The organism is uncultured Ralstonia sp., assembly GCA_913056305.1.
GTDB lineage: Bacteria > Pseudomonadota > Gammaproteobacteria > Burkholderiales > Burkholderiaceae > Ralstonia.
Map to the genome: position 1 here is coordinate 1 of CAJXMR010000150.1, position 11,686 is coordinate 11,686.

11 protein-coding genes are annotated in these 11,686 nt (G+C 65.0%); 9 read left to right on the plus strand and 2 right to left on the minus strand.

Going from position 1 to position 11,686, the window contains the following annotated elements; genetic code table 11:
* The 4 genes from glnA to ntrC form a co-directional block, all read left to right on the plus strand.
* Positions 1-1,089: type I glutamate--ammonia ligase (gene glnA, locus QZ609_RS19085; protein ID WP_295498074.1), on the plus strand; the 1,089-nt coding region annotated here is incomplete at its 5' end.
* A gap of 171 nt (positions 1,090-1,260) precedes the next feature.
* On the plus strand, positions 1,261-1,773 hold the full coding sequence (locus QZ609_RS19090; protein WP_295498076.1) for a DUF4124 domain-containing protein: 513 nt from the start codon (positions 1,261-1,263) through the stop codon (positions 1,771-1,773).
* 7 nt (positions 1,774-1,780) lie between these two features.
* Positions 1,781-2,986 (plus strand): nitrogen regulation protein NR(II), encoded by a 1,206-nt coding sequence (gene glnL / locus QZ609_RS19095; RefSeq protein WP_295498078.1) that lies wholly within the window; start codon positions 1,781-1,783, stop codon positions 2,984-2,986.
* A gap of 56 nt (positions 2,987-3,042) precedes the next feature.
* Positions 3,043-4,554, plus strand: coding sequence for a nitrogen regulation protein NR(I) (gene ntrC / locus QZ609_RS19100; RefSeq protein WP_295498079.1), 1,512 nt, complete (start codon positions 3,043-3,045; stop codon positions 4,552-4,554).
* Between the two features lie 97 nt (positions 4,555-4,651).
* Here the strand turns inward: ntrC and QZ609_RS19105 are convergent, their stop codons facing one another.
* Positions 4,652-4,978, minus strand: coding sequence for a hypothetical protein (locus QZ609_RS19105; protein ID WP_295498081.1), 327 nt, complete (start codon positions 4,976-4,978; stop codon positions 4,652-4,654).
* A gap of 220 nt (positions 4,979-5,198) precedes the next feature.
* On the minus strand, positions 5,199-6,092 hold the full coding sequence (locus QZ609_RS19110; protein WP_295498084.1) for an HAD family hydrolase: 894 nt from the start codon (positions 6,090-6,092) through the stop codon (positions 5,199-5,201).
* Between the two features lie 200 nt (positions 6,093-6,292).
* Between QZ609_RS19110 and ugpB the strand changes: the two genes are divergently transcribed.
* From ugpB to ugpQ, 5 genes are all read left to right on the plus strand, one after another.
* Complete coding sequence (gene ugpB, locus QZ609_RS19115) at positions 6,293-7,615, plus strand: sn-glycerol-3-phosphate ABC transporter substrate-binding protein UgpB (protein WP_295498087.1); 1,323 nt, start codon at positions 6,293-6,295, stop codon at positions 7,613-7,615.
* A 76-nt stretch (positions 7,616-7,691) separates the two neighbouring features.
* Entirely contained in the window at positions 7,692-8,573 is an 882-nt protein-coding gene (gene ugpA, locus QZ609_RS19120; RefSeq protein WP_295498090.1) for a sn-glycerol-3-phosphate ABC transporter permease UgpA, read from the plus strand.
* A 19-nt stretch (positions 8,574-8,592) separates the two neighbouring features.
* Positions 8,593-9,441, plus strand: coding sequence for a sn-glycerol-3-phosphate ABC transporter permease UgpE (gene ugpE, locus QZ609_RS19125; protein WP_295498093.1), 849 nt, complete (start codon positions 8,593-8,595; stop codon positions 9,439-9,441).
* 128 nt (positions 9,442-9,569) lie between these two features.
* On the plus strand, positions 9,570-10,667 hold the full coding sequence (locus QZ609_RS19130) for a sn-glycerol-3-phosphate import ATP-binding protein UgpC (RefSeq protein WP_295498096.1): 1,098 nt from the start codon (positions 9,570-9,572) through the stop codon (positions 10,665-10,667).
* A complete protein-coding gene (gene ugpQ, locus QZ609_RS19135) occupies positions 10,664-11,416 on the plus strand; it encodes a glycerophosphodiester phosphodiesterase (RefSeq protein ID WP_295498099.1) in 753 nt (250 codons plus the stop codon). The genes QZ609_RS19130 and ugpQ overlap by 4 nt, the downstream gene beginning before the upstream one ends.
* Positions 11,417-11,686: the final 270 nt, after the last annotated feature.

An 11,686-nucleotide genomic window follows, 5' to 3' on the forward strand; every position in this document is an offset into this window, starting at 1 on the left:
ATCGCCAAGCGCGCTGAAGCCTACCTGAAGAGCTCCGGCCTGGGCGACACCGCCTTCTTCGGTCCGGAACCCGAATTCTTCATCTTCGACGGCGTGACCTGGAACGTCGACATGCAAGGCTGCTTCGTGAAGATCCATTCCGAAGAAGCCCCGTGGTCGTCGGGCAAGGAATTCGAACACGGCAACGCCGGCCATCGTCCGGGCAAGAAGGGCGGCTACTTCCCGGTCGCTCCGGTCGACACGTTCCAGGACATGCGCTCGGAAATGTGCCTGATCCTCGAATCGCTGGGCATCCCGGTTGAAGTGCACCACCACGAAGTGGCTGGCCAGGGCCAGAACGAAATCGGCACGAAGTTCTCGACGCTGGTGCAGCGCGCTGACTGGACGCAAGTCCTGAAGTACGTCGTGCAGAACGTGGCGCACACCTACGGCAAGACGGCTACCTTCATGCCGAAGCCGGTCGTGGGCGACAACGGTTCGGGCATGCACATCCACCAATCGGTGTGGAAGGACGGCCAGAACCTGTTCGCAGGCAACGGTTACGCCGGCCTGTCGGAATTCGCGCTGTACTACATCGGCGGCATCATCAAGCACGCTCGCGCGCTGAACGCCATCACCAACCCGGGCACGAACTCGTACAAGCGTCTGGTGCCGGGCTTCGAAGCACCGGTCAAGCTGGCTTACTCGGCTCGTAACCGTTCGGCCTCGATCCGCATTCCGTACGTTGCCAACCCGAAGGGCCGCCGCATCGAAGCGCGCTTCCCGGACCCGCTGGCCAACCCGTACCTGGCCTTCTCGGCCATGCTGATGGCCGGCCTGGACGGCGTGCAGAACAAGATCCACCCGGGCGAAGCCGCCGACAAGAACCTGTACGACCTGCCGCCGGAAGAGGATGCAAAGATCCCGACCGTGTGCTCGAGCCTGGATCAGGCCCTCGAGTACCTGGACAAGGATCGCGAGTTCCTGACCCGTGGCGGCGTGTTCTCCAACTCGATGCTGGACGCCTACATCGAGCTGAAGATGGAAGAAGTCACGCGTTTCCGCATGACCACGCACCCGATCGAGTTCGACATGTACTACTCGCTGTAAAAAGCGAGCGCCCCGTGCGATGTGTCGGGGCGACGAGACGGTTGTGAGGGGAAGGGCGGCGCGAGTCGCCCTTTTCCTTGCCCATCCTTTTTGTGGAGCGGGATTTTGTGGCTAGAATGAGCGTCCGCCGGATTCCGGCGCCCGATCGACGTTTCAGCCAGGTTCCATCTCATGTTCCGTCCCGCCCCACGCATCGCATCCGGACTGCTTGCCGCCATGGCGGTGCTTGGGCTCCTGTCCGTGCAGGCGCCCGCGCACGCCGATGACGTTTACCTGTGTACCGGCCCGAACGGCGTGCCGGAGTACCGCAACAGCGGCAACACGAAGGGCTGCAAGAAGCTGACGCTGCCCGACGTGGTGACGGTGCCGGGCACGCGCAGCCCGCGTAGCGCAGGCGCCGCGCAGGCGCCGGCCGACACGGGCGGCTTCCCGCGTGTGGACAACGCAACGCAGAAGAACCGCGACGGCGAGCGCCGCCGCGTGCTGGAAGCGGAACTGGCAGACGAGGAGCGCAAGCTCCAGGGGTTGCAGGCCGAATACAACAACGGCCAGCCCGAGCGCCAGGGCAATGAACGTAACTATCAGAAGTATCTGGACCGCACCGCGCAGTTGAAGAGCGACATCGAGCGCAGCCAAGCCAATGTCGATTCCATCCGCCGGGAGCTGGGCAACCTAAAGGAGTAGCTGAGTGATGCGTCGACTGATCCGCAAAGCGGTCCGCCGCGATGACCAGGAACAGACGACGCCACCCGCGCCGTCCGCCGCCGGCCTGGAAGTGCCTGCCGGCGAAAGCATCGATGGGCCGCCGGCGATGCCGCCCATCCCTTTCTCGCACAGCGCGCCGCCGTCGTACCCCGGGCTCGATGCCGTGCCCAACCCCGTCCTCTTCGTCCGCCATCCGGCGCTGACGATCTTCTACGCCAATCCCGCCGCTGAAGCCTCGCTGGCAGTGTCTCGCCGCCAACTGGTGGAGATGTCGCTGCATGAACTGTTTGCCGACCCCTCCGAACTGGCGGAGATGATCGCCACCGTGGCTGGCCGTCAGTTCGACGCCAAGCGGCGTGACGTATCGCTGGAGCGGCCCGGCCATGAGCCGCTGCATGCGCACGCGGTGGTGGGGGCGATCGACTTTGCGCCGGGCTGCGTGCTGCTGGAGCTGCTGCCCAACGAGCAGAAGATCCGCAGCGAGCGCGAGGAGCGCCTGTTGGACCTCACCTCCGCCAACAAGGAGCTGATCCGCAACCTCGCGCACGAGATCAAGAACCCGCTGGGGGGCATCCGTGGCGCGGCGCAACTGCTCGAGTTCGAGCTGCCCGAGCGCTCGCTGCGCGAGTACACCCAGGTCATCATCAAGGAATCCGACCGGCTGCAGACGCTGGTTGACCGCCTGCTCGAGCCGCACCGGCACCCGCATATCGTGGGCGACGTGAATATCCACGAGGTGCTGGAGCGCGTACGCTCGGTGGTGCTGGCGGAGTTTCCGCAGGGCCTGCGCATCGTGCGCGACTACGACGCCAGCCTGCCCGAGTTCCGCGGCGACAAGGAGCAGCTGATCCAGGCGGTGCTCAACATCGTCCACAACGCGGCGCATGCGCTCGGCTCCCGTATCGCGCAGGGCGATGCCGAGATCATCCTGCGCACGCGTGTCGCCCGGCAAGTCACGATTGCAAAGCGTCTTTACAAGCTGGCATTGGACTTGCATGTGGTGGACAACGGTCCTGGTATCCCAGAGGACATTCGCGAGCGGATTTTCTTCCCGCTCGTGTCCGGACGGGAGGGGGGAAGCGGGCTGGGCCTGACACTCGCGCAGACTTTCGTGCAGCAGCACGATGGCCTGATCGAATGCGAGAGCAGGCCGGGCCTGACCGATTTCCGCATCCTGGTGCCGCTGCATTGAAACGGCGGCGACACCAGGGGCTCAGGCGAGACGAAGTCAAGCAGACGAACCAACACATGAAGCCAATCTGGATAGTCGACGACGATCAATCCATCCGCTGGGTCCTCGAAAAAGCGCTGGCACGCGAGAGCTTGCTCTCGCGCAGCTTCACCAACGTCCGCGATGCGCTCAACGCGCTGGACGAAGAAACGCCGCAAGTGCTGATCTCGGATGTGCGCATGCCGGGCGGCTCGGGGCTGGACCTGCTGCAGACCATTCGAGCCAAGCATCCGGGGCTGCCGGTCATCATCATGACCGCGTACTCAGATCTGGACAGCGCCGTGGCGGCGTTCCAGGGCGGCGCCTTCGAATACCTCGCCAAGCCGTTCGACGTGGATCGCGCGGTCGAGCTGATCCGCCGCGCGCTGGAAGAAAGCCTGCGCGAGGAGGAGATCGACGACCGCCTAGGCGATGCGCCCGAGATTCTCGGCCAGGCGCCGGCCATGCAGGACGTGTTCCGCGCGATCGGGCGGCTGTCGCAGTCCAACGTGACGGTGCTGATCACCGGGGAATCCGGTACGGGTAAGGAGCTGGTGGCGCGCGCGCTGCACAAGCACAGCCCGCGTGCGAGCGGTCCGTTCATCGCGCTGAACACGGCGGCGATCCCGAAGGACCTGCTCGAATCCGAACTGTTCGGCCATGAGCGCGGCGCCTTCACCGGCGCGCAGACCATGCGCCGCGGCCGCTTCGAGCAGGCCGAGGGCGGCACGCTGTTCCTCGATGAAATCGGCGACATGCCGTTCGACCTGCAGACGCGCCTGCTGCGGGTGCTGTCGGACGGGCACTTCTACCGCGTGGGCGGCCACAACCCGCTCAAGGCCAACGTGCGCGTCATCGCGGCCACGCACCAGAACCTGGAAACGCGCGTCAAGGATGGCCTGTTCCGCGAGGACTTGTTCCACCGCCTGAACGTCATCCGCCTGCGCCTGCCGGCACTGCGCGAGCGGCCGGAAGACATCACCTTGCTGGCGCGCCACTTCCTGCAGAAGAGCGCGAAGGAGCTGGGCGTCGAGCCCAAGCGCATGTCGGACGACGCGCTGGCGCATATCGCCACGCTGCCGTTTCCGGGCAACGTGCGCCAGCTGGAGAACCTCTGCAACTGGCTGACCGTGATGGCGCCGGCGCAGATGATCGAAATCAAGGACCTGCCGTACGACCTCGTGCACGGCGGCAGCCAGTCGCTGCCCGGCGCGACCGAGACGACGCGCTCGGCCTTCGTCGGCGAGCCGTCCTACGGTGGCGAGCCATACGGCGTGGCCCCTGCGGCCGAGGTGCACGCGCTGGCAGGCGGCACCGCAGCCGGCGCTTCCGCGACCGCAGGCTGGGAACGCGCGCTGGCCGGTGAGGCCAAGGCCATGTTGGAAGCCGGCCAGCCCGACGTGATGGACGCACTGACCCGCCGCTTCGAGAAGGCCATCCTGGAAGCCGCCCTGGGTGTCACGCGCGGCCGGCGCGTCGAGGCCGCTACACGCCTGGGCATCGGCCGCAACACCATCACGCGCAAATTGCAGGAGCTCGGCTTCGACTGACGCGTGTCAGCGAGGCCAGTTCAACCGGATATCGTCGAGCTTGGCGATTGGGATTGGGCGGATTTCCGAACAGGGAATCCGCCCTTTTTTTGCCCGCTCAGTGCAGATGGTGCTTCAGGCGCGACAGCTCCTGGTGAGTGTGCATGACGGCGCTGTAGACGCTGTGCTCGATCTTGCCGGCGCCTTGGCAGGCCATCTTGGTGCGGCCGCACGCGGCCTCGAGTTCGGCGATGGCCTCGGTGAGGGACTGCGTATCCTGCGTGACTTCGAGCTTGGCGTGCCATTGGCGCGCCTGTTCATCCAACTGCACGATCGATTGTTTGAGCGCGGTGGGCACGCCCTGTTGCGACAAGCACAGCTGCGACAGCTCGGCGATGGTGAGCTCGGCGTGCTGCAGCCGTTGGCGTAGTTTCTGGGTTTGCATGAGAGGCTCCTGTCGGGTGGGGAAAGGAGCGCCGCACGCCACGCGCACCACGATGAGGCGTCGGCGTGACACGAATCGGTGCAGCGCACTAACGTGGCGCAATTAACGTGCCGCGTGCAGGAGCGAATACATGCGATGGCCGCTGGGTGGCGGCCGCGTGTGCCCCCCCATGCCCTGGATGGGCGCAGAAGGGTTGCCGCGGGGGTGCCGGAAGGGCTGCTCAGGTGCGCGGAGCGGGCAGGGCAGGGGCACGCGCCCCAAGAATGCGCTCGGCCACTTCGGCAAAGCCGCCGCCACCTTCCTGCGAGGTGAGGTATGCCGGCGGCACCGGCAGCGTGTCGATCACGTCCAGCACGTTGGCCACACCCACCGACAGCGGGAAGAACTCGAACATCGCCGCATCGTTGGCCGAATCGCCCACGAACAGCCAGTGCTCGCGCTCGGCATGCAGGTCGAGCGCGAAGGCGCGCCGCGCCAGCGCAATACTGGCGCTCAGCTTGTCGTGCCGGCCGAACCAGCCGTTGACGTGGATGGAGCTGACCGTCGCATGCATGCCGTGCGTGCGCATGATGTCGACGATGTGCTGGACGGAAGCCTCCGGCAGCGGCGGGACCTGCTCGGCGTGGTCGACGGCCAGGTCGGCGGCGTGCCAGGCCTGGTCGGTGGCGAGCGCGGCGCCGGGCACCGCGCGCAGGATCTCGGCGCCGATCTCGCGGATGCGCTCGAGGTTGCGCGCGCGGGTCTGCGCGTCGTCGACGAAATCGGTGGCGAGGTGCCCGCGCGAATCGATGCGCATGGCGAAGGCGCCGTTCTCGCCGATCACGGCATCGACGGGCCAGAGCCTCGTGATGACCTCGCACCAGGCAATCGACCGGCCCGTCACGGGCACGACCTTGACGCCCGCACGATGCAGCCGCTCCAGGGCAGAGTAGGCCTGCGCGGGCAACTTGCCGCGCGTGGTCAGCGTGCCATCGACATCGGTGAACACGCCGGTCACTTGTCGCAGCGCATCATCCGAGAGTTGATGCAGCGCAAGCGGAACGCGTCGGACAGCGATGGCGGGCGTGGTGTCGGGCGAGTCTGCGGAGGCAGGCGTGGTGGGCGGTGCGAGCATGCTGCGGCTGCAAAAAGAGTCGTCTTCAATTCATTCTAACGGCGCTTTCGCAACAAACCTTGGAGGGATTTACCAATTTCTTTGTGACAGAAAGGCAAGTAACATCCCGCTGTCATAAAAGTTACCGGCTCTTCATATAGAGTCGGCGCGCCGTGGGCCGGCTAGCGAGCCCGCCAGGACGTCGTAACCGAGGAGAAACGATGACGATCAAGAAGATTGCGGGGGCAGTGGCCGTGCTGGCCGCGTGTACGTTTGCGCAGGGCGCGTACGCCGTGACCGAAATCCAGTGGTGGCATTCGATGGAAGGCGCCTTGAACGACAAGGTGAATGACATCGCCAACAAGTTCAACGCCAGCCAGTCCGACTACAAGATCGTGCCGGTCTACAAGGGCCAGTATGACGAATCGCTGGCGGCTGGCATCGCGGCCTTCCGCGCCGGCAATGCCCCGGCCATCCTGCAGGTCTTCGAAGTGGGCACGGCAACGATGATGAACGCCAAGGGCGCCATTGTGCCGGTGGCCAAGGTCATGAAGGACGCCGGCGAGAAGTTCGACCCGAAGACCTACGTGCCGGCCGTGGCGGGTTACTACACGTCGAACAAGGGCGAGATGCTGTCGTTCCCGTTCAACAGCTCGACGACGATCATGTATTACAACAAGGACGCCTTCAAGAAGGCCGGCCTTGACCCGAACAAGCCGCCCGCAACGTGGCAGGACGTCGCCATCGACGCGGCCAAGCTGAAGGCCGCCGGCTTCCAGTGCGGCTACACGACCGACTGGCAGTCGTGGGTGCAGCTCGAGAGCTTCTCGGCCTGGCACAACGTGCTGTTCGCCAGCGAGAACAATGGCTTCGGCGGCCCGAAGGCGCGCCTGGTCTTCAACTCGCCGCTGCACGTGCAGCACATCGAGCACCTGCTCGACATGGAGAAGAAGGGCTACTTCACCTACGCCGGCCGCAAGGACGAGCCCAAGGCGAAGTTCATCGCGGGTGAGTGCGCCATGCACACGGGCTCGTCGGCGGCGCTGGCGAACATCCGCAAGGGCGTGGGCACCAAGTTCGCCTTCAGCCCGGCACCGCTGCCGTACGAAGCCGGCGTGGCGGGCGCTCCGCAGAACACCGTTATCGGCGGTGCGTCGCTGTGGGTGATGGGCGGCCACAAGGTCGAGGAGTACAAGGGCGTCGCCAAGTTCTTCACCTTCCTGTCGCGCCCGGAGATCCAGGCCGACTGGCACCAGTCGACCGGTTACCTGCCTGTCACGATGGAAGCGTATGAGCTGACCAAGAAGTCCGGTTACTACGACAAGAACCCGGGCGCCGACGTGGCCGTCAAGCAGATGATCGTCAAGACGACCGAGAAGTCGCGCGGCATCCGTCTGGGCAACTTCCCGCAGATCCGCTCGGTGATCGACGAAGAGCTGGAAGCCGTCTGGGCCGGCAAGAAGTCGCCGAAGGAAGCGCTGGATAGCGCCGTGGCGCGCGGCAACGAGCTGCTCGCCCGCTTCGAGAAGACCGTCAAGGAATAAGCGCTCCCCTGCGCTCGCAGTCATCCGCCGGCCTTGCGTGCATGCGCAGGCCGGCGGTGCGTTTTGAGATTCCCCTATGGAAAAACGCGTTGTGTTCCGATCGCGATGGCTGCCCTATGCGCTGGTGGCCCCGCAGATCATCGTCACCCTGGTGTTCTTCTTCTGGCCGGCGGGCCAAGCGCTGTACCAGTCGCTGTTGCGGCAGGACGCCTTCGGCATCAACCTCGACTTTGTCGGGCTGGAGAACTTCCACGACCTGCTGGGCGATCCGAACTACCTTGGCTCATTCAAGACCACGGCGGTGTTCGCCATCGGCGTGACCTTCGTCGGCCTGGGCACCTCGCTGGCGCTGGCGTATTTTGCCGATCGCGCGCTGCGCGGCGCCACGTTCTACAAGACGCTGCTGATCTGGCCGTATGCCATCGCACCGGCCGTGGCGGGCGTGCTGTGGAGCTTCCTGTTCAACCCGTCGCTGGGCATCGTGTCGTTCGTGATCCGCAAGATGGGCGTGGAGTGGAACTACGTGCTCAATGGCGAGCAGGCGATGTTCCTGGTCGTCGTGATCGCGGCATGGAAGCAGATCAGCTACAACTTCCTGTTCTTCCTGGCGGGGTTGCAGAGCATCCCGAAGTCGCTGATCGAGGCGGCGGCCATTGACGGCGCAGGGCCGTGGAAGCGCTTCTGGTCGATCGTCTTCCCGCTGCTGTCGCCCACGACCTTCTTCCTGATGGTGGTGAACGTCGTCTACGCGTTCTTCGATACCTTCGCCATCATCGATTCGGTCACGCAGGGCGGGCCGTTCAAGGCGACCGAGACGCTGGTCTTCAAGGTGTACCAGGACGGCGTGCGCGGCCTGGACATCGGCGGTTCGGCGGCGCAGTCGGTGATCCTGATGGGCTTGGTGATCGTGCTGACGATCGTCCAGTTCCGCTACGTCGAACGCAAAGTCCAATACTAAAAGGGAGGGCATAAGGACCATGATTGAACGCCGTCCATTCCTGGACTTCCTCACCCACGTCGTGCTGATCCTCGGCGTGGTGATCGTCGCCTTTCCGGTGTACGTGGTCTTCGTCGCGTCGTCGCTGACGACCGAGCAGGTGCTGCAGGCGCCGATGACGCTGATCCCCGGCCCGCACCTGATCGACAACTACCGCGAAGTGCTCACGCACGGCATGGGTAACTCGGCCACGCCGGTGGGCACCATGCTGATGAACAGCCTGATCATGGCGCTGGGCATCTCGCTGGGCAAGATCGCGATCTCCATCATCTCGGCCTTCGCGATCGTCTATTTCCGCTTTCCGCTGCGCAAGACCTTCTTCTGGCTGATCTTCGTCACGCTGATGCTGCCGGTGGAGGTGCGGATCCTGCCCACGTACAAGGTGGTGTCGGACCTCGGCATGCTGAACAGCTACTTCGGCCTGACGATTCCGATCATCGCCTCGGCCACCGCCACGTTCCTGTTCCGGCAGTTCTTCCTGACGATTCCGGACGAGCTGGCCGAAGCGGCGCGCATCGACGGCGCGGGGCCGCTCAAGTTCTTCTGGGACGTGGTGCTGCCGCTCTCGCGCACCAGCGTTGCGGCGCTGTTCGTGATCCAGTTCATCTACGGCTGGAACCAGTACCTCTGGCCGCTGTTGATCACGACCGAAAAGAACATGACCCCGATCGTGCTGGGCGTGACCCAGATGATCTCACGCTCCGGCGATTCCGCCACCGACTGGAATCTGCTGATGGCCACCGTCATGCTGGCCATGCTGCCGCCGGCGCTGGTGGTGATCGGCATGCAGCGGTGGTTTGTAAAGGGCCTCGTCGAAACCGAAAAATAAGAGACCGCTGAAAAATGATTCTGACGGCCCAGCGCCTCCTTGCCGTACTGCTTGTACTGTCAGCGTCGGCGCTGAACCGCCAGAACCGCTTCGCTTCATTTTGCAACGGTCTCTAAAGAAGATTAGAAATGGCAAAACTGTCTCTACGCAACGTCCAGAAACACTACGCCAACCTCCAGGTCGTGCACGGTATCGACATGGAGATCGGCGATGGGGAGTTCATCGTCATCGTCGGGCCGTCGGGCTGCGGCAAATCCACGCTGCTGCGCATGGTGGCGGGCCTGGAGCCCATCACCGGAGGCGAGGTGTGGATCGGCGAGCGCGTCGTCAACGAGCTGGAACCGGCCGAACGCGATATCGCGATGGTGTTCCAGAACTACGCGCTGTATCCGCACATGAGCGTGTTCGACAACATGGCGTATGGCCTGAAGATTCGCGGCCTGCCCAAGACCGAGATCCAGGCGCGCGTGCAGCAGGCCGCCGGCATTCTCGAACTCGACAAGCTGCTAGAGCGCAAGCCGCGCCAGCTCTCGGGCGGCCAGCGCCAGCGTGTGGCGATGGGCCGCGCCATCGTGCGTGAGCCGGCTGTGTTCCTGTTTGACGAGCCGCTTTCGAACCTCGACGCCAAGCTGCGCGTGCAGATGCGCCTGGAGCTGAAGGAGCTGCACCGTCGCCTGCGCACGACCAGCCTGTACGTCACGCACGATCAGGTCGAGGCCATGACGCTGGCCGACCGCATGATGGTGCTCAACGGTGGTCGCGTCGAGCAGATCGGCACGCCGCTGGAGGTGTACTCGCGCCCGGCCAGCACGTTCGTGGCCGGCTTCATCGGTTCGCCGCCGATGAACCTCGTGCCGGTGTCGCGCCAAGCGGGCGAGGGCGCGCAGATCCGCGTCGACGGCGCGAAGGAGGGCAATGAGTCCGCCTCGCTCGGCCACCTCCCGATGGGCCTGCACCTGCCTGAGCATGCGCTGATGGGGCTGCGCCCCGAACACATCGAGCCGTGCACCGCTGATCAGGCCATCGCCCATGTCGACGTGCGCGTGGTCGAGGCGCTCGGCGCGGATGCGTTTGCCTACGGCGCGCTGGCAGGCCACCCGATCGTGGTCCGCCTCGAACCGCACGCCAACGTGAAGGCCGGCGACAAGCTGCCCATTACTGCCTCGGCCGACCATCTGCACTGGTTCGACCCGCAGACCACCCGCCGCATCGAGGCGCTGGCATGAGCGACGCACGCGCCTTGCCGGCCTGGCCGTATCCGCGCGCCATCGCCCATCGAGGCGCCGGCAAGCTGGCACCGGAGAACACGCTGGCGGCGTTCCGCCATGGCGCCTCGTTCGGCTACCGCATGTTCGAGTTCGACGTGAAGCTGTCGGGCGACGGGGTGGCGGTGCTGCTGCACGATGCCACGTTGGACCGCACCACCAGCGGTCACGGGCGGATTGACGCGCTGTCGCTCAGCCAGCTCGCCCAGCTGGACGCCGGCAGCTGGCACAGCCCCACCTATGCCGGTGAGCCGGTGCCGACGCTGGCGGCCATCGCCCGCTACCTGCGCGCCAACAATTTCCTGGCCAATATCGAGATCAAGCCGGTGCCGGGGGCGGAGTGGCGCACCGGTGCAGCCGTCGCGCTGGATGCCCGTACGCTGTGGGCCGGCGCTGACGTGCCACCACTGTTGTCGTCGTTCTCGGAAGCGGCGCTGGCTGCCGCACGCGATGCCGCCCCGGAACTGCCCCGCGCGCTGCTGCTCGACAAGCTGCCCGCAGACTGGCTCGACCGGCTGCGCGCGCTGGACTGCGTGGCGCTCGATGCCAACCACCGCGAACTGACGCCCGAGATCATCGCCGCCGCGCATGCTGCCGGCTTTCGCGTCTCCTGCTACACCGTCAACGACGTGGCGCGCGCGCAACTGCTGTGGGGCGCGGGTTTGGACGGCTTGATCACCGATTGGGTTGATCGAATTTCGCCCGCCTGAATGTGATGCAAGCGGCGCCTGAAATGGCGCCCTTGACGTGCCAGAACAACGCTTCTTTGTCACGTCAACGAATCAGAATATTGCTTATAAACGTGCTATGCTTCCGTCCGCGAAGACTTTAGGTCCTTCCCGCACAACTTGTCTGTAAAAGCTGTCTCGGTGCCTTTTTCCGCCATGCGCGACCCGGTCCGACCAGATGATTTCAGGCGATACAAAGTTTGCGATCCGCTAACCGGTCAAGCCGTGTCGCGGAAGGTTGATGAACCCGCT

What these genes read in the sequence shown, in the direction of transcription:
- QZ609_RS19130 (WP_295498096.1), top strand. Translation starts at nt 9,570, where the DNA reads ATGGCAAAACTGTCTCTACGCAACGTCCAGAAACACTACGCCAACCTC.
- QZ609_RS19110 (WP_295498084.1), bottom strand. Translation starts at nt 6,092, where the DNA reads ATGCTCGCACCGCCCACCACGCCTGCCTCCGCAGACTCGCCCGACACC.
- ugpB (WP_295498087.1), top strand. Translation starts at nt 6,293, where the DNA reads ATGACGATCAAGAAGATTGCGGGGGCAGTGGCCGTGCTGGCCGCGTGT.
- ugpA (WP_295498090.1), top strand. Translation starts at nt 7,692, where the DNA reads ATGGAAAAACGCGTTGTGTTCCGATCGCGATGGCTGCCCTATGCGCTG.
- glnL (WP_295498078.1), top strand. Translation starts at nt 1,781, where the DNA reads ATGCGTCGACTGATCCGCAAAGCGGTCCGCCGCGATGACCAGGAACAG.
- QZ609_RS19105 (WP_295498081.1), bottom strand. Translation starts at nt 4,978, where the DNA reads ATGCAAACCCAGAAACTACGCCAACGGCTGCAGCACGCCGAGCTCACC.
- ugpE (WP_295498093.1), top strand. Translation starts at nt 8,593, where the DNA reads ATGATTGAACGCCGTCCATTCCTGGACTTCCTCACCCACGTCGTGCTG.
- ugpQ (WP_295498099.1), top strand. Translation starts at nt 10,664, where the DNA reads ATGAGCGACGCACGCGCCTTGCCGGCCTGGCCGTATCCGCGCGCCATC.
- ntrC (WP_295498079.1), top strand. Translation starts at nt 3,043, where the DNA reads ATGAAGCCAATCTGGATAGTCGACGACGATCAATCCATCCGCTGGGTC.
- QZ609_RS19090 (WP_295498076.1), top strand. Translation starts at nt 1,261, where the DNA reads ATGTTCCGTCCCGCCCCACGCATCGCATCCGGACTGCTTGCCGCCATG.